22 protein-coding genes and 1 pseudogene are annotated in these 21953 nt (G+C 43.8%); 13 read left to right on the top strand and 10 right to left on the bottom strand.

Annotation, left to right across the window (positions count from 1 at the left end):
* The 4 genes and pseudogenes from PX484_RS00190 to hslO form a co-directional block, all read right to left on the bottom strand.
* Positions 1-245 (bottom strand): annotated as a pseudogene (locus tag PX484_RS00190) (Ppx/GppA phosphatase family protein); the annotation flags it as partial.
* A 110-nt stretch (positions 246-355) separates the two neighbouring features.
* Positions 356-1567, bottom strand: coding sequence for a pentapeptide repeat-containing protein (locus tag PX484_RS00185; protein ID WP_002804028.1), 1212 nt, complete (start codon positions 1565-1567; stop codon positions 356-358).
* 456 nt (positions 1568-2023) lie between these two features.
* On the bottom strand, positions 2024-3979 hold the full coding sequence (locus PX484_RS00180; protein ID WP_287764603.1) for a BAR domain-containing protein: 1956 nt from the start codon (positions 3977-3979) through the stop codon (positions 2024-2026).
* A gap of 63 nt (positions 3980-4042) precedes the next feature.
* Positions 4043-4957: an Hsp33 family molecular chaperone HslO gene (gene hslO, locus PX484_RS00175; protein WP_287669442.1), complete on the bottom strand. Its 915-nt coding sequence runs from the start codon at positions 4955-4957 to the stop codon at positions 4043-4045.
* 84 nt (positions 4958-5041) lie between these two features.
* Here hslO and PX484_RS00170 point away from each other — a divergent pair, with 84 nt between their 5' ends.
* Positions 5042-5425, top strand: a complete 384-nt coding sequence (locus PX484_RS00170; protein WP_002804032.1) for a hypothetical protein — start codon at positions 5042-5044, stop codon at positions 5423-5425.
* Positions 5426-5542: 117 nt separating this feature from the next.
* Here PX484_RS00170 and PX484_RS00165 read toward each other — a convergent pair whose 3' ends face one another.
* The 3 genes from PX484_RS00165 to PX484_RS00155 all read right to left on the bottom strand — a co-directional run bounded on the left by PX484_RS00165 (position 5543) and on the right by PX484_RS00155 (position 8275).
* Positions 5543-6184, bottom strand: coding sequence for a pilus assembly FimT family protein (locus PX484_RS00165; protein WP_287764600.1), 642 nt, complete (start codon positions 6182-6184; stop codon positions 5543-5545).
* A complete protein-coding gene (locus PX484_RS00160) occupies positions 6162-6860 on the bottom strand; it encodes a type 4 pilin (protein ID WP_287764597.1) in 699 nt (232 codons plus the stop codon). The genes PX484_RS00165 and PX484_RS00160 overlap by 23 nt, the downstream gene beginning before the upstream one ends.
* Positions 6861-7381: 521 nt before the next feature.
* Positions 7382-8275, bottom strand: a complete 894-nt coding sequence (locus PX484_RS00155) for a DMT family transporter (RefSeq protein WP_287764594.1) — start codon at positions 8273-8275, stop codon at positions 7382-7384.
* A 183-nt stretch (positions 8276-8458) separates the two neighbouring features.
* On the opposite strand from PX484_RS00155, the gene PX484_RS00150 reads away from it, so the two are divergent.
* Genes PX484_RS00150 through nrtS form a run of 4 tightly spaced genes read left to right on the top strand, consistent with a single transcriptional unit; the run spans position 8459 to position 10849 of the window.
* Positions 8459-8815 (top strand): DUF1823 family protein, encoded by a 357-nt coding sequence (locus PX484_RS00150; protein WP_002804042.1) that lies wholly within the window; start codon positions 8459-8461, stop codon positions 8813-8815.
* A gap of 31 nt (positions 8816-8846) precedes the next feature.
* Positions 8847-9977, top strand: coding sequence for a CO2 hydration protein (locus PX484_RS00145; protein WP_287764591.1), 1131 nt, complete (start codon positions 8847-8849; stop codon positions 9975-9977).
* 53 nt (positions 9978-10030) lie between these two features.
* Positions 10031-10594 carry a GUN4 domain-containing protein gene (locus PX484_RS00140; RefSeq protein ID WP_002804048.1) on the top strand — a complete coding sequence of 188 codons (564 nt, stop codon included), beginning with the start codon at positions 10031-10033 and terminating at the stop codon, positions 10592-10594.
* Positions 10595-10597: 3 nt separating this feature from the next.
* Positions 10598-10849 (top strand): nitrate/nitrite transporter NrtS, encoded by a 252-nt coding sequence (gene nrtS, locus PX484_RS00135; RefSeq protein ID WP_002736260.1) that lies wholly within the window; start codon positions 10598-10600, stop codon positions 10847-10849.
* 396 nt (positions 10850-11245) lie between these two features.
* Here the strand turns inward: nrtS and PX484_RS00130 are convergent, their stop codons facing one another.
* On the bottom strand, positions 11246-11512 hold the full coding sequence (locus PX484_RS00130) for a hypothetical protein (protein WP_004161646.1): 267 nt from the start codon (positions 11510-11512) through the stop codon (positions 11246-11248).
* Positions 11513-11651: 139 nt separating this feature from the next.
* Between PX484_RS00130 and PX484_RS00125 the strand changes: the two genes are divergently transcribed.
* Positions 11652-11945, top strand: coding sequence for a DUF4926 domain-containing protein (locus PX484_RS00125; RefSeq protein ID WP_287764588.1), 294 nt, complete (start codon positions 11652-11654; stop codon positions 11943-11945).
* A 420-nt stretch (positions 11946-12365) separates the two neighbouring features.
* Here PX484_RS00125 and PX484_RS00120 read toward each other — a convergent pair whose 3' ends face one another.
* A complete protein-coding gene (locus tag PX484_RS00120; protein ID WP_287764584.1) occupies positions 12366-13625 on the bottom strand; it encodes an L-lactate MFS transporter in 1260 nt (419 codons plus the stop codon).
* 169 nt (positions 13626-13794) lie between these two features.
* Positions 13795-14394, bottom strand: a complete 600-nt coding sequence (locus PX484_RS00115; protein WP_002735961.1) for a peroxiredoxin — start codon at positions 14392-14394, stop codon at positions 13795-13797.
* Between the two features lie 557 nt (positions 14395-14951).
* Here PX484_RS00115 and PX484_RS00110 point away from each other — a divergent pair.
* The 7 genes from PX484_RS00110 (at position 14952) to PX484_RS00080 (ending at position 21737) form a co-directional block, all read left to right on the top strand.
* Complete coding sequence (locus tag PX484_RS00110; protein ID WP_287764581.1) at positions 14952-15419, top strand: helix-turn-helix domain-containing protein; 468 nt, start codon at positions 14952-14954, stop codon at positions 15417-15419.
* Between the two features lie 7 nt (positions 15420-15426).
* Complete coding sequence (locus tag PX484_RS00105; protein ID WP_287764578.1) at positions 15427-18045, top strand: peptidase domain-containing ABC transporter; 2619 nt, start codon at positions 15427-15429, stop codon at positions 18043-18045.
* 2 nt (positions 18046-18047) lie between these two features.
* Positions 18048-19502 (top strand): beta-barrel domain-containing protein, encoded by a 1455-nt coding sequence (locus PX484_RS00100; protein ID WP_190381168.1) that lies wholly within the window; start codon positions 18048-18050, stop codon positions 19500-19502.
* 100 nt (positions 19503-19602) lie between these two features.
* On the top strand, positions 19603-20337 hold the full coding sequence (locus tag PX484_RS00095) for a foldase protein PrsA (protein ID WP_287764575.1): 735 nt from the start codon (positions 19603-19605) through the stop codon (positions 20335-20337).
* A 57-nt stretch (positions 20338-20394) separates the two neighbouring features.
* Positions 20395-20592 carry a type II toxin-antitoxin system MqsA family antitoxin gene (locus PX484_RS00090; protein ID WP_287764573.1) on the top strand — a complete coding sequence of 66 codons (198 nt, stop codon included), beginning with the start codon at positions 20395-20397 and terminating at the stop codon, positions 20590-20592.
* Positions 20593-21060: 468 nt separating this feature from the next.
* On the top strand, positions 21061-21381 hold the full coding sequence (locus PX484_RS00085) for a hypothetical protein (RefSeq protein ID WP_287764572.1): 321 nt from the start codon (positions 21061-21063) through the stop codon (positions 21379-21381).
* Positions 21382-21578: 197 nt separating this feature from the next.
* Positions 21579-21737, top strand: a complete 159-nt coding sequence (locus PX484_RS00080) for a hypothetical protein (RefSeq protein ID WP_287764571.1) — start codon at positions 21579-21581, stop codon at positions 21735-21737.
* Positions 21738-21953: the final 216 nt, after the last annotated feature.

The raw sequence follows: 21953 nt of genomic DNA, 5'->3' as shown, positions 1-21953 counted from the left end.
GCGATCGCTCTTTCCATGGCCGCTAGGGTTAATTTACCAGTTTTCCTATCTCGATCGCCCAGACGGACTGTATCCTTTTCTCTGGCAATAATCGTAAAAGCGGGTAAAGACGGTTCAATTTTCACCACTACCATGTGAACCGAATTCGTACCAATATCGATCGCCGCTAGGATTTGGACATCGGACGCTTTTGCCTGGGGCGCTAGTCCCCGATTGGGTATAACTTGATTAGAAATATTCACCATCGCTTATCAGTGATCAGTTACCAGTCGGGGGATAGGTGTTAGGGCTGGTCTTATTATCCCTCTAATTGTCCGCCTCGGCGCCGCAATTTTAGCTTTGTCTAGCAGTTATCCTATTCGTCAATATACAATTTTCGCTGCTCCAGGGCCAATTGCCGGAATTCCCCTTCCCCAAATTCTCCCTCCCTGGGACGGCGCTCTCCTTCGGACTCGACTAAATAGATATAATCACAATCAACCCCTTCTAGATTGGTATTTTCGGCGATTTTCCAAGCTTCGATACAAGCACCCGTCAGGGTGGCTGCCTGTAAATTGGCTCTCATCACGTTACTATGGGCTAAATTTGCCCCTTCTAGATTAGCGTAGGCTAAATTTGCCTCGCTGAAATTTGCCCTAGTCAGGTTGGCATTTTTGAAGTTAAACCCGTAGAGATTCAGTCCACGAAAATTATAGCCAATATAAGCTTTATTTTCCCCTTGACCAGTAACCAGAAGATTTCTAATCGCAACTTCGTCCAGAATTGTCTTTTCCCAACGCGCTCGCTCGATGCCCGATACCAGATAAAATCGAGTTCTAGTTAAATCTTTTGCCCTTAAATCAGTGGCTTTTAACTGCGCTCCCGTGAAATCGGCTTCTTTAAGATTTGCCCCGCAAAAATTTGTACCTTTACTGGCTAAAAAAGCAATTGCCATGGATTTCGTGATCGTTTCTCCCGATTCTTCTAGGGATAACCAGGCCAGATACGCGGTGAATAAAGTACCACAAACCCCAACCATCAAAGCTATAGAAAAAGTTCCATTCATCACGGCTATCCCTGCTAATGCTCCTTGAAAAGCTAGGATAATTACTGTTAATAAAGTTAAAATTAAGCTGATAAAAATTGCTAGAATAAAACTTATTGCTTGGCCAAAAATTAAGGATAAAACTAAGGGCAATCCCCCAACTCGTTGACGATAAAATCTTCCATAAATTAGGGATAAAATCGTGATTATCACCGCACCAATGATTTTAAATTCGGTTACATCTGTCACCAGCATTAAAGCTAGATAATAACCAGCTAATCCCCACAGATAGCCGCAGACAGCCGCTATTAACCAAGAAATTAAAATTAATTGTAGCCGACCGCGCTTTAGTAATCCTGCCCTGGCCTCGGTAAATTTAGTTCTCTCTAAAATAGCCCCTTGAAAATTAGTGCCACGGAGATCTGCTTGACTAAAATTAGCCCCCGATAAATTCTTTCCGTGAAAACACTGTCCTTTTAATTTTACTCCTGTAAAATCGCGTTTCCCTTTGGCATATAAATCCACTACCTCACTTGCTCTCATAGAAATTACGGAGATATGTTTTTTGCTTGATTGATTAATTTAATTCATAACACCTAAGTAAGTGGTTATAATTAAATTGAAGATTTATCCCCCCTTCATCCCTAGGGTTAATTCATAGTAGGGTTAATTCATAGTAGGGTTGATTCATAGTAGGGTTGATTCATGAATCAACCCTACCCTTAATCCACCCTTGATAAGGGGGGTGTTTGATAATTTTTAACGCCTACCTACTTATTATCTTTTAAAAATTGGCTTGGGTATTTTTTGGCAATTTATACTAAGTCGGTTTTTAATAGTGCGATGAACTCCCAAGTTATGGATTGTTTCTCCCCGCTCCCCCGCCCTCCTATACCTTGTAAACAGGATTTAGTATAGTACAGATTTAACTGGACAGACCAATAGGGATGAGGGACTTTTTTAGGGGTAATACACCGCAAAAACAGCCTCTAAAACTGATTATTGACCCGGACTTGGTGTTTCTATCGGGGACTCTGGGGAAAGGGGAGTCGATTCAACTATTGGTGGTGGGGCCGGGGGTTGAAGAATATTGCGCCAGCCTTGCATTTGGGAGCGAGCCGAACTGTAGGCGGTACTTTCCCGGGATACGGATTCAGCAAGGCGAATAGCTTCCAGATAACGGCCATTATTAGCTTGGTCCGTGGCTAAAGACAAAAGCTGATAACTCCAACGTTCCAGCAATTCACTCCGTTGCACACCCGCATCGGTTGTAGTGGAAATATTGGTAACTAAAGCAATCGCCCGGGTTAAACCTTCTGGGGTTCCCGTCGCCGCTAATTGATTAGCCTGCTGGAGATTTTGACGGGCCTGCAACTCTCGGCGCCAACGACGGATATTTTGGGAAACTTCCGAGGAAAGAGCGCGACCGGGAGGAATTTGATTGGCAGTTTCGATGGCTGTGCTATAGTCTTTGAGATTGGCCAAAGCTTGAGCCTGATCTAAAATAGGTTGATCCTCCATGCGTTCAATCCGTACTTGCCAGTTGCCAATTTCCCGTTGGGCATCTCGGTATAGGGCCCGATTCTTGCCAATGGCCCGGGCCTGAATAATAGCGTTACTGAGGGAATTAATATCGCCGGGGAGAGCAATTTCTTGGGCCCGTTCTAAAATCGGCCGGTCTTCTATGACTTGTATTTGACGATTCCAAGAGCCAATTTCCTGCTGTGCTTGCGACCAGAGGGGATTATTCCGGGGAACCTCGCCCGCTTTCGCGATAGCGGCGCTATACTGCTCGATTGTACCTGCTTGTGCTAAATCTCTAGCCTCAGACAGTATTCTTAGATCCTGTACCTGTAACTGCCAGCGCTCCCTCATAGCCAGGGCCGTTTGATGGAGGGGTCGAGAAGGGTCGATTTTTTCTAGTCCCAGTATGCCGGCTTCCAATCCGTCCACCGTGCCAGCTTCCGCATCTAAGGCCGCTTCCGACAAGATAGACCAATCGCTGACATCTTCTTTAATTTTGAGGTCTTTGGGGGTTTGGTTAGCCAAATCCCGGAGAGCTTGCCATTGCTTCCGCTCAATTAATCTTTCGGCGTATTCTTTTAGTTTATCCTCGGTTTTCCCGATTAATTTTTGTGCCTCCTGATAGGCATAACTGCTGGCTTGAATTTTTCTAGCTTCTTCGATGACTTTGAACCAATTGTCGAGACCGCCCCGGGCAAAGAGATTAAAGGCATTATCTAATTTACTGCTATCTTCCCGGGCGACGGTAATTTTAGCGAGCGCTTCATTATATTTAACCGTTGCCCAATATTCGTTATTTAAGTTTAATAAATCCACTGCTAGACGGAAAGATTGATTCCAGTTGGAAGCACGGAGATTTTCCTCTAGTTTGCTTAAGATCTCGTTGCCTTCCGCCCAAGTTCCTTGCCACTTAGCGATTCTTTCTTCAATAATTGCCGCTACTGCCATATTATTGGGGATTTGACGAGCTTTAGCGATTGCTTGCTCTAAATTTCCCGCTTGATAGTCTTTTTCCGCCAAATTCAGGATATCTCGCGCCCATTCTTCCACCTGTTGATTAACTTGCGAGCGTAAGGGATGGTCTTCGGGTAAAGCTTCCACTAGGGCAATTGCTTCGAGTAAACCTGCCACGGTGCGACTATCGGCGGAAAGTTGAGCGCAGTAGAGACGCAGGGAGGCAGAAGCGACAGGCCAGAAGATTTTCGGGCAATTGGGCGACTTCTGCATATTGAATAACTGCCAAGTGGCGAGAAAGCCAACACCGCCAAAGACCACCACAAATAAAGCCGCCCAAACTTTCCAGGTGAAACGATGCTGGTATCGGTACCAAAAGAGAAAAAGAAAAGATTTAGTTTTCTCTGGCCAACGAGTCAGGGAGTCAATCGATTCTCGTTTGACTAGATTTTTGGTTAATTCTTTTCCTTTAAACATTCACGACTCCCCGACAGGTATTTTAGATAGATTTTACCCTAATGGCGCTCATTGCCCGACTTCTCAGCAAGATTCAGCCTGTAGAGACTGGACTAATTCGATTAATTGTGTCTCGTTGGCATTATACACTTCCCGACAAAACTCACAGATGGCTTCCGCTTGTTTATCTTTTTCGATAATGTCTTTTAATTCATCGACCCCGAGGAATTTTAAAGCTCCTAGGGCCCGTTCAAAAGAACAATCACAATCAAAACGCAGCAGCTGCACAGCCGGAAAAATTTCTAGACCCATATCTCCGAGAAGTTCCTGAAAAATATCTTCTAGTCCTTTTCCTGCGCGTAAAAGGGGCGTAAATCCCGTTAATTTTCGCAATCTCGACTCTAAACGGGCCACTAAGACCTCATCCCGGGATGCTTCTTTGGAGAGAACTTGTAATAAAATTCCCCCAGCTGCCGTTACTCCTGTGGTCGTACCGACAAAAACCCCCACTTGCAAAGCGGAGGGAATTTGTTCCGATTGGTCCAGGTAGTAGGCGATATCTTCCCCCACTTCCCCAGAAACTATCTCGACGATGCTTTCTTGAAGTTCATTTCTCCCCTCGCCTTTTTCTTCGCGTAAGACTCGCACATAACCCTTGTTACCCACTGCGCGACCCACATCTAATTTACCCTTCGCATTGGGGAGTAATTCCACCTGGGGATAGTCCACATAACCCCGCACCGTGCCATCGAGTCCCGCATCAACTAAAACACCCCCCAGGGGTCCATCGCCTTTAATGCGAATATTGACCCTAGAACCGGGTTTTTTTAAACTGGAAGCCAGGAGTAAAGCCGATGCCATCGTGCGACCGAGAGCGGCGGTGGCTACGTTAGATAATTGATGTCTTTGGCGAGCTTCTTCGGTTAAACGGGTGGTAATCACTCCTACTACTCTAATTCCCCCATCGGCGGCCGTGGCGCGGATTAATTTATCTGCCATACTACTTACTGTTATCCTTGGAAAACGCTGTCCCGATTTTTGGTTATTCTTTAACTAACTTAACAAAAATTATCAGACAATAATATGTTCGGCAATTTTCAACAAAGTCAGCTGCGTATCGAAATCTCGGCCAGTGAACAGGCTATCCGGGATAGTTTGCTCAAAACTGCTCATCTCCGTCAATGGCTGTGGCCGCAAATGCTCTCGCCTAATCTACCCGATAAATTAGAGGAAGGTTTGACTTTTACCTCTTGGTTAGGTTTAATTCCCGTACAACATCAGGTTTTATCGGCCGATGACCAGTGTTTACGCTTGCTTTTGAGTCAAGGTATCGATGGCTATCACGAATGGTATTGGGGCGATGGTTGGTTACAATCCCGTTTAGAAGGCATTTCTCTCCTTCCCCTCAATCTCGGTCAAACTCTCAGTTTATTGAAATTACGACTATTTCTGAGCAATCAAAAGTAATCAGTGAACAGTAATCAGTAATCAGTAATCAGTAAACAGTAATCAGTAAACTAAAAACTCACATTTGGTAACTGATAACTGATAACTCACACCTGATAACTGATAACTGATTAGGGTTCAGTTCGTTCCATCGAGACGGATTTCACATTGACGAGCATCGAGGTTACTTAGAGAAGTTCCATTATAAGTGCCTTGTTTAATTATTCCTAGCATAGAAGCGATAACTAGACATTTTTTTTCTTGGTTGGGATAGGGATCGGCGGTGGCATTGGCGGCGGGATATAATACGATTATCGCTTGGTTTTGCGGCGGAACAAAGGTTAAATCTGGCACATGACCCCGAAAGGAAAAGCGAATCCCCGGACTGCTGCCCAGGGTGGGAAAATTATTCACCACCATAAATATTTCCTCTGGTAGACTGAGGCGACCCTCTTCCATCAACATTTCCTCTGGCAAAATTAGGGAACCCTCTTTTAAACAATCCTCTTCACTGGCGGTTATTTGCGAGTAAACCGTGGGATTAGTACCAGTCGGGTTAGTAAAATTAATCGTGCAACTTCTCCCTCGACGCATAGCTTGTCCTTGGGTATTCTCTAGGGCTAATTGTATAGAATCGGTGGCTTCTTGGACTTTATTGCTATTTAACCAAGCTGATAAATTAGGTCCAGTTAAGGCGGCAAGAATTCCCGTAATTGCCAAAGCTACCAAAATTTCTAACAGGGTAAAACCCTGATTTTTATGGACATTTAAACGACGCATTGGGAATCACCTCGACAGAACTTTTAGCAAGAAATTTTCCTTCTTCTTCGTTTCTTTCGTCTCTTTCTTGAGTTTGATAGTCATTAGCTATTTCACCATCAGCTAACTTCACCTTATACTCTATACGGAGACGATGGGGATTATCTATCTGGGCTGTGCTTATGATAGAAGGATCAGGATGATTATCTTCTTCAAAATCATCAGGAAAAGTTCGATAGAGAGAATAGTTTTTACCTACAATTTCTCGTGTTGCAACTAATGTTTCTGCTAATGGTGGTAATGGTCTTGATAATGGTTGTTGAGGTAAATCACTAGCGGGAATAGCATAATCATCAGGATCAGGAGGAGGTTCAGGATCTCTAAAATCTGGATACTGGGAGGGTAAACGCCTTCTGAGTTCTCTGGCATAACCTTGATTTATATCTGAGCAAACATTAGGATATATTTCACTAAAACGATCGAGATCATGATTATCTGCATTGACGCTATCATCATTGTCATTAACATCTAAAGTCGAAGCTAAATATTTGACATCCTCAAAATCTTCTTGTATCCAAAAGTTAGCTTGAGCCTGTCTTTCTGCCCGAACTTTATATAAGGCAGTGAATGCCATTAACTGTAGGGTTCCTGTTAAGAAGGCGGCAATAGTTAAAATGGCAATTATCACTTCTAACATCGAGAAACCCGACTCGGATGATGACAGTTTTGACTGTATCGCCTTTCCTTTTGATTTCACTTTTCAACCCCCCCAGTTTTTCCTGAAAACTACTGGCTTTTTTATATCTCAACTACAGAGTACCCAGATAATCGAATATTTCTAATTTTAGTCAGGGAATTAATTCCCCGAAAACCCTATTTTTCAAGTGGGTCAGATTGTCTAAGTAGCTGTTTATAATTAAATTGAAGATGGATTTTGGTGCCGATCCCCCCTTAATCCCCCCTTGATAAGGGGGTGCTGATCCCCCCTTAATCCCCCCTTGATAAGGGGGGTGCTGATCCCCCCTTAATCCCCCCTTGATAAGGGGGTGCTGATCCCCCCTTAATCCCCCCTTGATAAGGGGGGCATCCGCAAGTTTTTAAGACCTACCTACTTAAACTCTCATTCAGTTAGCATTGTACACTAATCTAGCTTTTGTCTGTGATCACAAGCGGCGATCGAGATTACACTTAACCAGTAATATTAGATACACTAACAGCTTATCCGCCTAAAATAGCAATGCCTACGCCGATTAACAGAATTAATCCGCCATAAATGACTTCTTGGGCTGGTATTTCACCAAAAATGAACACTCCTAACAGACTAGCGGCGATTGGCTCTAATAAAATTACCATCGTTACTATTGTCGGTGCTACCCATCGCAAAGCCCAGTTAAAGCTAGTATGACCGATTAATTGCGGAAAAATCGCCATCATTAACACATAAACATACACGGATAAGGGATAGCTTTCGTAATCTTGACCAAATAAAAAAACAGAAGGTAATAAGGCTAATCCTGCGGTAGTGTAGGCTACAGTTATATAATTCTTAATATTTAAGCCCTTCCTTTGTGCTTCCCGTCCGAGGAGAATATAACCACTCACGAGAATTGCCCCAATTAAAGCCAAGCTATTGCCCAATAAAGGGTTAGGATAAGAACTACTGACATCTCGATCGGCTAAAACAATCAATAATCCCCCCGTTAGAGCCACAAAAATGCCGATAAAGGTTAATTTGCTCGGTTTTTCTCGAAACCACCACCAACCCAACAGGGAAACCCAGAGGGGATTAGTGGTGACTAAAGTGGTAGAAGCGGCGATCGAGGTGTAGGATAGAGAAGTAATCCAAGTAGCAAAATGGAGAGCTAAACAAAATCCTGCCCCCACTGCGTAATAATAGGCTTGAACAGGGACTTTTTGGCGTGATAAGGTCAACCAGTTCGGAATTAGGACAACAGAAGCCAAGATCAGACGGGAAGTCGCTAAAAATAAACTAAATGCGATCGTAGCATTACCTACCGCTTCGATCGCTAACCGGATAAAAATTGCCGATGCAGAAACCGACACCACACCGATAGTTAAAATAAAAATAATTTTGGCGTTAGAAGGAGGCAAAATAGGCTACGCTTGCGCGATGATCAATGATGTTATTCACCAGTTATTTTAACCGTAGGCAGTAGCCGGTCGTCAGTAGCCGGTCGTCAGGAAATAGGAGATTATTTTATTTATTCTCCCCACACCCCACACCCCACACCCTACACCCTACACCCTACACCCCATCACCCATTTACTTGATCTATGGAACTACCAGAATTAAATATAGAGACAATTTGGGCGATTATTAACGATGAAATTGACGACGAAACCGTTAATAAATTAGTCTGGCAAAGTTTAGGTTATCGCTACGATGAAAGTCAAGGAAAATGGGATAATAGTCAAGTAGAGGAAGATTGGCGCTGTGAATATCCCGAACCCCCAGATTTTATTGCCAATCGTCCCCCAACAGTCAAATTAACTCGATCGATCTTGCCAGAAAATAAACAATTATTAAAAGATAAATTGGGGTTTACCGGTTATAAAATTGGCGAATTCAATCCCCGCATGACTCGCCGTGCCACCGCTGCCAATTGGTTGTGCTTTTATGGGTTAAAATAGATGAGGAAAGTTATTTTATCAAGCTTCTAGCATGGTTACTATCCCTGTCAAGTCCTCCTCTCATCCCCTAGCATCCTATATTGATCGTCTCACGGCTGGGGAAGCATTGTTAAAAGATACTCCCCAGAATTTGATCGAGGTAGTGGGTATCCTGAAAAGTTACGGAGTGGTGTTAGATGCTTATTCCAAAAATTTAATTTATATTGCGGAAAATCAGTTTTTGGTTTTTTTCCCTTTCTTTAAATATTTTAATGGTCAAGTATCTTGGCAGAAATTACTACAACACTGGTGGCATGATCGCATTAATTTTGAGTATGCTGAATACTGTATGAAAGCCATGTTTTGGCATGGTGGGGGTGGTTTAGATAGTTATGTAGATGGTGCCGCTTTTCGGGAAGTGACAGCCAAGGTTATTCAAGCTAAATTTAGGAATAATCCCCTAGTTTTAATTTTAAATAAAGCCTTCCCTGAATTTTTGCCAGAACAAATGCGAATGATGGCCTACTATAGCGGTTTAGGTCAATTTTGGCGAATTATGGCCGATACTTTTTTAAGTTTATCCGATCTCTACGATGCCGGAAAAATTACCAGTATTCCCGAAGTGGTGGCACACATTAAGAAAAATTTAGTCGATAATGCTAGTCAAGCAATTGTCTATCAAGTAAAAATCAAAGGACAAACCTATGATCTTATCCCCAAATCGGCAGGATTAACCTTTCTTGCGGATACGGCAATCCCCTACGTTGAGGCGGTTTTCTTTCGCGGAACACCTTTCCCCGGTACAATTTCCTATAATGCCCAAGCCTATCAAATTCCCTACGATCAAGGAATGTTTGCCTATGGTGCTTTGTATGCAGATCCTTTACCCATCGGAGGTGCAGGGATTCCTCCCACACTATTAATGCAGGATATGCGTCACTTTTTACCAGATTATCTGCACGACATTTATAAAAAGAGTTTTCGTCAAGAGGAAGATTTATTAGTCCAGATCTGCGAAACTTTTCAAAAGTCGATGTTTTGTGTGACAACGGCAGCCATTCAAGGATTAGCACCTTATCCTTTAACTACCACAGATTTAAAAGAACAAAAAGCCAATCGCATCTATCTAGAAGCATGGATGAATCGCTTTGTCAAGTCAAGATTAGAATCGGTAAATCAATAATTATTCTGCCGATAAATCGGTAATTTTTGCAGTCAACAAACCCCCTTACATTTATGTCAGATATTAACGTCCAACTTCAGGATATTTTAGCTCAATTGCAATCTTTAAGCGAACGGGTTGCCCTCATCGAAGCGCGGCAGATGTTAGTACCGGACATCGAGCGCTATGGTAAATTACAGCAATTCCTAGCTGAGGGGAACTTTAGGGAAGCAGACGCAGAAACTCTCCGAGTTATCCTCGAAACTGCCGGCAGAACCCGCGATACTTTAACCCCAGAGGATATGATGCGGTTTCCCGTTAATGTGATTCGGGTACTTGATCGCCTTTGGAAAAATTATAGCGGCGATCATTTCGGTTTTAGCAATCAGGTGAAGTTATATTTTGCCGCCGGGGGTGATATTAACACCCTGCGTACCCAAGACGCGGAAACGATTAGAAAATTTGGGGAATTGGTAGGATGGCGCGATAAAGAGCAGTGGCGTATCGATGATTATGATCACTGGGATTTTAGTCTAGCAGCTCCAGAAGGCTGTTTTCCCGCTCTCTGGTGGAAGTCTCCCTACGGGTTAAAAATGGTGACTTTTTGTTTTACTCGCCTGATAGAGTGCGATTTATAGGCAATGAAAGGAATTATCGGCTATTTTCGGGCTTTATTGTCCCCCCAATTTGCCCCCACCGGGATAAGAGTGGCTGTAGTAGTGGGGACAATTTTATTGACAATTAACCACGGTTATGCTATAATCAGCGGCCGTATGACAAGCGATCGCTGGCTGGCGGCATTACTGACTTATCTAGTTCCCTATCTGGTCAATGTTCATGGGCAGTATAGCAGTTATCGCCGTCAGCAGTGGCCGAAAAAATCCCAGCAATAAAGGCAATGAATATACCTCTAAGTGGTGATTTCTTTGACTCTAGGGAACTCCCTGTTAGCAGAGGGCTGCTATGATAGCGATCGAGACGAATATTCGGGTGACACAGATCTCTATTAGATATTTTAGCAACTACTTTATCATTCTTTAGCGATCGCTCTATTGGAATAAAGCAAAAATAGATATATGATCAAGACAAGATCTGCTTTCATAGCGATCAAGACGAATATTCAGGAGTTCGATTTACCATGGCTACTGTTTTATTGAAAACTGGCGAGTTCCGAGAAATCCCTGATGATCAGTTAATTTCTTTCATCGAGGAAAACCGAGATTTGATTCAAGATCGACAATCACGCAGAAAAAGAGCGATTAAAAGACCTATACCGTCCAATGTTACCTCTACCAGTACAAAATGACATCGATATTTGTTTCGTCATATTGGTAGATACCTTGTTCTGATTCTTCTTCCGTTTTCGAGTATTCCACCTTACACCGACGAAAAAGTCGGTATTGGGTTTTCTGGTTATCTTGAGGGTTTCCTCGATACTCCTCTTCTTTACCTAACTCTATATAAACGAATAGTTTTTTATATTTTCCGTAGACTGGCTCCCCCGATTTTGCCGAGTCAAATTCTAGCTCATTCAATGCTTTAATTCGTTTAATCATATTAGTGTTTAAGTTGGTTTTTGTTTTATAATATCCTATTATTGTGATTTTATTAGATTAGGTCGAGGTCTATTGTTTTGAGAGGAGAAGATGTGACCAGATTTGTCACAGCAGTACCCGATAGTTTAGGAGATTGAAAATGAGTAAGTTTCAATTGTTTGATGGTGTTATACTAAGGGAATATCTACCTTTAATTGATGGCGGAATAGCTCCTATCGGGACAGTTGGGACAATTGTAGAAATTCTCAAAAATGGGGAAGCTTATCTAGTAGAATTATTTGGAGATTGGGTTAAATATGATGAGCAGGGAAATTTTGTCTGTGCAACTCAGACAGAAAAGGGAGCATTCCTCGAAACAATCGGCGTAGAAATTGTCTATCCTCATCAATTGGTGTTGACTTTTTCTGCCAAGCAAACGATGACCTTGACCTAAATCTATCCCCTTCCAATAGCGAGTGGGAATCTAATAATCTTTCAGTTTTAAAATGGTCGATTAAGACAATCAGAAGGAGATTTATCCCTCAATTCAATCTTGACAGACCACTAATTATCCTATCACGGCTCTTCTGGTTTCTGTGTGGAAACGGGGTCTATACTGATAGTTTCTTCAGCAAAATAGTCCTAAAAGTCTTTTCCAGTAAACATTTCAATATTTTATAAGCAAAAATTATTACATACATAAGTAAAAAATATCACAAAAAGTCGAGAAGAACCCTATCACTGATTATTGTTTACTGATAACTGGTCAAGTCTCCCATTTCCCCGCCCCCTATCCTAGTTATCTGTAGCCTACTTTTACTTTTAATTGGTGTAAAATAGCAGCAGTATCTACTCTAGGGTAAGATTAACTCCCTTAGCTAGGATTTGATAGCTGTGATCGCTCTCTTTTCAGTAAGGCACTCGCGAGAAAAATACCCAGTATTGCCAATACAGCCATAGCATAAAAAGCATAAGTGTAAGTACCGAACCAATCGCGAATTCTACCGGTTACTAAAGTTCCGATCAAAGCACCGACACCGTAGGCAGTAAAAACAATACCGTAATTTTGGGCGTAGTGGTCAGGATTAAAGAAGTGGAGAGTGGTAGCGGGAGCTAGGGCTAACCATCCCCCTAAACAAAACCAAAATAGACAAAAAGCCACTAGATAGCTAGTAACTGCCCCTTTTTCGGCCTTGACCATCAACAGACAACCAATCAAAATGAGTGTATAAGCCCCGATCGCTAGATAATGGGGTTTCCAGCGATCGCTTAACCAACCGAACAAAGGACGACTAATACCATTAAACAAGGCAAATAGAGCAACACTACTAGCGGCTAACCCCGGATCAATCTGAATAATTTCCTCAGCGACGGGACTAGAAATACCGATAGCACTCAAGCCAATTAAAGCACCAATGGCATAGCAAAGCCATAAACCATAAAATGAGCGACTTTTCAGCATATTCACTGGATAATTGGCCGGAAAGTCGGATTTTCGATTAGCTAAATTTGCGGGGGGTTGCCAGTCTTGAGGGGGTAACTTCATTGTGATCGCAATAATCACAATAATTATTGTAAAGATAATCCCCAAAAATCTTAAACTTGGTCTAACGCTATATTCATTGATTAATCGATTGGCTAAAGGTGCGGTAATCAGGGGAGAAAGGCCAAATCCGATGATGGTTAAACCCACCGCTAAACCTTTTTTGTCGGGAAACCAGCGTGCCACCACTGCCATGGGAACACCGTAAGCGATGCCGACTCCCGTGCCGGCAATAACTCCGTAGGTCAGAATAATTGTCTGGATATGAGCGGCAAAACTAGCGAGAATATAGCCTAAACCGACGATAATTCCGCCGATAGCGGTCATCCTGCGAGTGCCTACCCGGGGGATATAAAAACCGGCGATCGGCATAGAAGCGGCATAAAATACTAGGGCTACAGTGTAGGGTAGTAAGCTTTCCGTGGCGCTGAGATTTAACTCTGTTTCTAGGGGTTTTCTAAAGATACTCCAAGAGTACACCGTCCCTAAACAGAGTAAAACACCCATTCCTAGAGGTATTAATAACCATCTACCTTTGGCTGCGGGTAATCCCAAAACTGTCAACTCGGAATCATAATTACTGGTAGTCATAGATCGCCGTGACTCTTTCTTGACTTGCTGGCCAGTATTCTAGATGAGGTCATGGCTAATGGGGCCAATTTTCTGGAAAATTTTCCGATTAAAATAAGGGGCGAATTATTTCGCCCCCCTTTAAAAGTTTCCCCCCATCTATAGCTGAGGGACTTCTGAGGATTTTTAACTAAACTGCCGCGAAGTAAACTTTTGACTTCACAGGATCGGGAACCATGGTAGCATCCCCTTCTTGCCAACCGGCGGGACAAACTTCATCCGGGTGGGATTGGACGTATTGAATCGCTTTCAGAGTGCGGAGGGTTTCATCGACACTGCGACCGAAAGAAAGATTATTAATAGTAGCGTGTTGGATAACACCTTCTTTATCGATGATAAACAGACCGCGCAGGGACACTCCCGCATCAGGATCAAGAACATTGTAAGCGGTGCTGATTTCTTTTTTTAGATCCGACACCAACGGATAGGCCACATCACCGACACCGCCGGATTTTCTCTCGGTTTGAATCCATGCTAGGTGAGCAAATTCGCTATCGACGGACACCCCTAAAATCTCGGTGTTGATGCTGGCAAATTCGCTAACTCGATCGCTGAAAGCGGTAATTTCCGTGGGGCAAACAAAGGTAAAATCGAGGGGATAGAAGAATAAAACGACGTATTTACCCCGATAATCCGACAATTTGATGGTTTTGAACTCTTGATCGAAAACGGCGGTCGCGGTGAAATCCGGCGCCGCTTGTCCGACTCTTAAGCAACCTTCGGCGGTCATGCTTTTAATCTCCTTAATCTAGTTTCTGGGAAAATGCAACTATTTTTACATTCCTTAACAACTATATCATAGTCATAACGATTTTGAGTAGTCAGCAATCAGTTATCAGTGGCCAGCGGGGAGATAGGGTGATGGGGTGATGGGGGTTAGGTGTTAGAGCGGTTTGATCGGGCGAGAGAAAAACAATTTACCCACTTTTCGCACTTCTTAACATTCAATAGCTACAATCATGGATTTTTATCAAGGTTAAGAATTGTATTTTTTTTTCTCAGAAAAAATCAATTATTGAAAATGTTCTCAATAGTAGGTTCTACAATGAAGGTTTTTCGTCAAAACATCTTGGGGAATGTAAAAATATATAAAAGTATATGAAGATTTGCGGAATGTCGGATTTAATAAACTTCATAATGTTCACTTTCGCAGCCAAAATAAGAATTTAAGGACAGCGAAAGAGATCGTCACCTGGGGAAGTCAGCCCATCGTACAACTTAGTACAACTTTCTTGCCTCAACGCTCCGACCTGCTGCTGTCTGCTTTTACTTATAGTTGCAAAGACTATGTCATCAAGCGCTGGTAAATATCTATCCCCACCCCAACGTCAGCAACTTCTCGAAATCTTAACAGAACCAAATATCTCTGATGTTGATCGCAAACGGATTCAAATCATTCTTTTCGCTGACGAGGGCAAATCCCAGGCCGAGATCCGTAAGCTTCTCGATTGTACTGCCGCCACCGCTAGTAAATGGATACTGATCGCCGAGAGTGGCAAGATCGAGCGCTGGCAGAAATACCGCCGCGGTCGCCCTTCAAAAGTTGATCAACCTTACCTCGATCGCCTGAGAGAACTGATTAGTAAATCCCCCCGGGATTTCGGCTATTCCTTTAACCGATGGTCGGGAGTTTGGTTAGCGCAGCATCTAGAGAAAGAATTCGGGGTCGCGCTCACCCCCACCCACGTCAATCGCCTCCGCAAACAGCTACAGCCGATCCGCATCGTCGATCTTTCTCCTTCAGCCAAAGCTTAAAACAACTATGCTCGATACTCACAGCCTCGTCAATCCCTGGCCAGAATTCCTGTCCGAAACCCAGTGGCGGAGTCTCCAGAAAACGGCGATCACCCTCTCTCCCGAAGCAGGTACACTGCCCCTACAGCCCGGATTATACCTAGTGGTTCGCGGCAAAGTTCGTATAGCGAACTCGCAGCAAAAAGAGATGATCGCGCTCAAAACCGACGAATTTTTTGGAGAATTCACCCTCTTTCCCCGATCGGGTTTTCTGCCCTACTCGGTTCGAGTCTCGGTGAAGGCGGAACTACTTCTTATCCCCGAGTCCGCCCTGAGGCCGATCCTGAAAAAACACCCCGCCCTGAAAAAAACATTACTGCAACGGGCGCGGGAAATTGAGCAACTTCTTGGGACGAAGACAGAAGAAACGGACAAAAAAAGCGATCGAGCCTATTTTCCCTCTCCGGCGCAGCGGTTAGGTCACTGGATCGGTCAATCCCTCCGCCGTTATCCCTTCTTCGAGCAACAGTCCGCCTCCGATTGCGGGGCGGCCGGTTTAGTCATGATCGCCCGTTATTGGGGCAAAAGAATCAGCGTCAACCGTTTGCGGGAAATGGCCAACGTCAACCGCGACGGGGCATCCCTGAAGGGACTGATCACCGCGGCGGAAAATATCGGCCTCTCCACCCGTCCGGTAAAAGCGACTCTAGAGGGATTAGGGAAACAGCCCCTACCGGCGATCGCTCACTGGGAAGGCAAACACTTCGTTGTTATCTGGAAAATTACCCCCAAACAGGTGATTATTGGCGATCCAGCGATCGGGCAATTAACCCTAAGTCGTGCCGAATTCACCAGTAAATGGACGGGATTCACCCTGCTGCTCCAACCGAACCAGAAATTCCGGGACACGAAAGAGGATAAAACCTCTCTCTGGCAGTTTTATCGCTTACTGGAACCCCATTGGTTCGTACTGCTGGAAATTTTCGTCGCCTCGCTTTTTATCCAGATATTCGGCTTAATTACGCCGATTTTCACCCAGTTAATCCTCGATCGGGTAATCGTGCAGGGGTCCTTAACTACCCTTTGGGCAATGGGGATCGGTGCGCTAATTTTCGGGGTTTTTCGGGTGGCAATTACCGGTTTACGCGCCTATCTCCTCGATCACACCGCTAATCGCATCGATACGGCATTAATCACCGGTTTTATCCGCCATACCCTCAGCCTTCCCCTCGGTTATTTCGAGTCCCGCTATGTGGGCGATATTATTTCCCGCGTCGGGGAAAATCGCAAGATTCAGCGTTTTCTCTCTGGGGAAGCTCTCTCGATTTTACTTGACTTATTAACGGTTTTCGTGTACGTGGCGGTGATGTTCCGCTATAGCTGGCAATTAGCCCTCATCAGTTTAGCGATTGTGCCACCGTTCCTTCTGCTGGCGTTAATTTCTACCCCTTTTCTCCAGCGAATATCCCGGGATATTTTTCAGGCGATCGCTAAAGAAAGCAGTTACCTGATCGAGATTTTAACCGGTATTCGTACCGTCAAATCTACCGCCACAGAGCGATCGACCCGTTGGCACTGGGAAGACCTTTTCTCGGTGGAGGTCAAGAAAAATTTCTCCGGGCAGATCATCGGCAATAATCTCCAGATATTCAGTAATCTGATCGAATCTTTAGCGACGACAGGGTTACTCTGTTTCGGTGCCTATCTAGTGATTCAAAATCAATTATCGATCGGACAATTGATCGCCTTTAATATGCTTTTTGCCCAGATCATCGCGCCTTTTCAACGCTTAACCGTTCTCTGGACGCAATTTCAAGAAGTCAATATCGCCGTCGAGCGGATTAACGATGTACTAGACGCAAAGCCGGAGGAGAATTTAGAGGAACTTTCCCGTCAGTTTCTCCCGGAATTACAGGGACATATTCGCTTTGAAAATGTCACCTTTCGCTACCACACCGACAGCGATCAGAATGTTTTAGAAAACCTCAGTTTTGAAATTTTACCCGGTCAAACCGTTGCCATCGTCGGTCGGAGCGGTTCGGGAAAAACCACGATCTCGAAATTACTGATCGGCCTCTATCCCCCCACCGATGGGAAGATATCGATCGACGGTTACGATCTGAGTACGATCGCCCTCAGTTCCCTCCGGCAACAGGTGGGAGTCGTCGATCAGGATACCTTTCTCTTCGGTTCCACGATTCGGGAAAATATCAGTTTAGGTCATCCCGATCGCCCCCTAGAAAATGTGGTGGTCGCGGCGAAATTAGCGGGAATTCATGACTTTATTCAATCACTGCCGATGGGGTACGAAACCCAGATCGGCGAGGGTGGAGGGCTACTTTCCGGGGGACAGAGACAACGGATCGCCATCGCTCGATCGCTAATGGGAGAGCCGCGGTTATTAATTCTCGATGAAGCCACTTCCCACCTCGATACCGAATCGGAACGGATTATTCAAACAAATCTCCAGAAAATTCGGCAGAATCGCACGATGGTGATTATCGCCCATCGCCTCTCTACGGTGCGGAACGCGGATTGTATTCTCGTTCTTGATCGAGGGGTATTAGTCGATAGTGGAACCCACGAAGAATTAATGGCCCGTCCCGGTATTTACCGTAATTTGAACTCTAATCAATTGAGTGAATAACTATGACAACCAATCTAGACAGAGAGCGCGATAACTGGTCTTTCCAGACCAAAGAATTGATCGATACTTTACCCCTACCCTGGACGCGTGGTTTACTCTATTTTCTGATTATTTTCGTCTCGATCATTCTCCCCTGGGCGATATTCTCAAAAGTCGATGAAACGGGTGTCGGACCAGGAAAACTGGAACCCCAAGGAGAAACAGTCAAAATCGATGCTATCGCGACGGGAAAAGTGGAAAAAATCTATGTCCGTGAAGGCCAAGAGGTGAAAGCAGGACAACCGATTTTAACCCTAGATTCCTCATTAATCGGCAAGGAAATACAACAAATCGAGGAGAAAATAGAAGGACAAAAAAGCCGTCTTTCCCAACAGAAACTGGTCAAAAGTCAGTTAGAGATTTCTTTAACCACCCAAAGCCAACAAAATCGCGCGGCGGCAGCGGAAAAAGAAGCCTCGATCGAACAAGCGCGGGAGAATGTGGACGCATTAATCAAGAAAGCGAAAATATCCCTAGAAGAACAACAGGCGCGGGTAAATCAAGCGAAAACCGCCCTCGCACAAAGTCAGACTGATTATCCGATTCTCAAAAGTCGTTATCAAACGGCTTTAAAAGAAGTCGATCGCTACCGAAAAGCGTGGGAGGATGGCGCGATATCGGAGGTGCAATTCATCGAGCGCGAGGACAATGCCAAGGAGCGCCAACAACTCTACGAGCGGGGAAAAGCGGAGGTAAAAGAAAATCAACATAAACTAGCGGAATTAAAAAGTGCCTACCGTCAGACGAGTCAACAAACGAGCGCCGATATCGCCCAAGCGCGTCTGCAATTACAGGAGCGGCAGCGGGGTTATCAAAGTCTCCGCCATTCCAACGAGTTGGCACTCTTAAGGATACAGGAGCAGATTAACAATCTAGACACGGAGATCGCAACACTGGCATCGGAAATCGCCCAAAGCGAGAGCCAACGGCAAGCGCTCCAAATCCAACTAAGTCAGAGGGTTTTAAAGGCGAATACCGACGGCACAATCTTTTCATTACCGATTAAACGCGCGGGTGCGGTGGTGCAGTCGGGAACGCGGGTTGCGGAGATAGCACCGAAGGGATCGCGGTTTATTCTCAAGGCAGAAATGCCCACGGATCAAAGTCAATTTCTCCGCGCCGGTATGCCGATAAAAGTCAAGTTCGATGCCTATCCTTTTCAGGATTACGGCATTATCGGCGGCAAGATTACCAAGAAATCACCGACGGCGATCGAAAAGGAAACGCCCAACGGAAAAATTAACGTTTTCGAGCTAGAAATTCAACTCGATCGCTCCTGTATTCAAAAGGGAAATCAATGTATTCCCCTCAATCCGGGAGATACGGCTACCGCAGAAGCGATCGTCCGTCAGCGTCGGGTGATCGATTACATCCTCGATCCCTTTAAGGATCTGCAAAAAGATGGGTTAAAACTCTAGTTTTTTTAGGTATCGAAGCCAAATTACTTACACTCCTCGCTAACCCTCTTGCCTATCTCAACTAGGAAATTAATTTCGCATAACTGTTTAAGGAGTCATTATGTCCCATAGTATCACAATCACCAATCAAGACCTTATCCAACAGCTTAAGCTATCGGGGAAAGTCCCCGAAATGGCCGAGGGAATTATCGCTCGGAAAATCATCACCGAAACTGCCACGGAAGCGGGGATTAAAAACACAACTGACGAGTTACAACAGGCGGCCGATCAATTCCGTCTCGCCAAAGGATTACATAACGCCAAATATACATGGAATTGGTTGCAAAAACAGGGCTTATCCCTAGATGATTTCGAGGAGATCGTTCAATTCAATTTACTATCGGGTAAATTAGCCGAACATCTTTTCGCAGACAAAATTGAATCCTATTTCGTCGAACACCAGCTAGATTATACCGGCGCGGTGATCTACGAGGTGGTGTTAGCAGATCAGGCGATGGCAGAGGAGTTGTATGAATCGATTCAGGAGGAGGAAATCAGCTTTCAGGAAGTAGCGCATCGCTATATCGAGGATGTGGAATTACGACGTAAGGGTGGTTATCGCGGTACTGTTTACCGTAAGGATTTACGACCGAATCTTTCGGCCGCAATTTTCGCCTCGGATTCTTCTCGATTGTTGAAACCGCTGCAAGGCGATCGAGGTTTTCACCTGATTTTTGTCGAGGAAATCCTTAAACCAAAATTAACCGAGGAGTTGGCTCTGAAAATCGGTGTTGATTTGTTTAACGGCTGGGTAAAGGAGAAGATTCAGGAAATAGAATACGAGTTAAGTAATTAATTGTGGACGGGGTGGGCATTGCTCACCCCGCAAACATAGTAAGGGAAGATAAGAGTTATGGAATGTGTTATCTGTAAAAACGGTACGACTCGATCGGGTTTCGTAACTGTTACTTTAGAGAGAGATGATTGTATCGTGATTCTAAAACAAGTCCCCGCGGATGTCTGTCAGAATTGCGGGGAGTATTATCTAAGCGAGTCGGTCACTGCGGAGGTTTTACAGAAGGCTGATCGCCTATTTTGTAGGTTGGGTTGAAGCATGAAACCCAACATCATCCCCCTATTATTCTTGATGTTTTGTGTTGGGTTGCACTTCGTTTAACCCAACCTACGGATTATTTTACTATAAAATTAATACAATATGGATTAATAAAATACCAATAATCCGATTATTCTTGAGTGAGCTTATTCAGCATAAAAACCAACAAAGCGATTTTTAATACATACACTTTTAAAAATTCCTGAATCTATTCATTAACAGAATTGCCAGTTAATTTAAAAAATAAATAGTGCTTGCTGAATAATGGTAAAACCCTTTTACAATAAGGCTTTTGACCTGTTAAAGTCTGATGTTCATGCTGCGAAAATAGGATTGTGACCTTCAAAAACTTGGCCTTATCTTGTTTATAGTACACAGGCTAGTACAAAAAAGGAGGGCAACAAAGCCTGAAACGACCGACGACCGGCTACTGAATCCTGACTCCTAACCCCACCAACAAACTTTTTGCCGCAAACCCTAAATAACTCAATTAAGTTAGCTTGGTTGGTTCTCTTTGCTTCCAACAAGACAGGTTCAGAGTTTTTTGTACATAAATTACTCATTTTTGTTTCTTTAAATAGCTTGGAAGCCCGTTGTTTAATCGGTTTTGATGTAAGGATTCAGGCCATACAAAAAGCAGTCAAACTCATGCTGTGTAAGCATTTAGGCGAATTATGTCCAAATCCTCATTCTCATTCAGAAACCCTGAAAGCCTTAATTTTCGTGCTTATTGAGAATGAAACTGTTAGTTTAGCGAGTTCTGAGATTTTAGAAGCCGCTCTGTGACTGCATTTGAGGCACCTGAATCCTTACGTTTTGATGATGTTTTTGTAAAAAATAGTCTTTCAAAAAGAACATAAATAACTAAATTATGTTCTTTTTGTTCGATTTTGATAGTTGATCTGATGTTGAAAAATTGTTATTGTTTTCTTGAATCAATAATTTGATTCATTCATTTAGCGAAAATTTGGAGAATACATCTCATGGCTAACATCAAAATCAACGAGATCAAAAACACGGTGACTAACGAAATTATCGAGCTTCGCACCGATGCCGCTAACGACAGTCCAGAAAGTATCACCGCTTTTAAAACTTTACGTCAAGTGGTAGGCGGTTGTTGTCGTTGGACCGTCGAAGTGTAACTGATTGATAAAATACAGAGACAAATCAGTATTTTATCTTTTACTTCTCCTAGTTTCCACGGTAGTTCAGCCAAACAAGATACTCCGTTGACTATCGTGGAAATACTAACCAGATAAAGAAGATCGCATTTCTTGAGAATATGTATGCTATTTTTAAACGATTTTCCGATCACTTGGAGCCATCGTCCTTATTTCGATCTTAGTCCCTATCAATCT

The sequence above is a fragment of the Microcystis sp. M49636_WE2 genome (assembly GCF_030065375.1).
In the GTDB taxonomy this organism is placed as follows: Bacteria; Cyanobacteriota; Cyanobacteriia; order Cyanobacteriales; family Microcystaceae; genus Microcystis; species Microcystis aeruginosa_C.
Note: the sequence above shows the minus strand (reverse complement) of the source record. Positions and strands in the feature narration are given on the sequence as shown.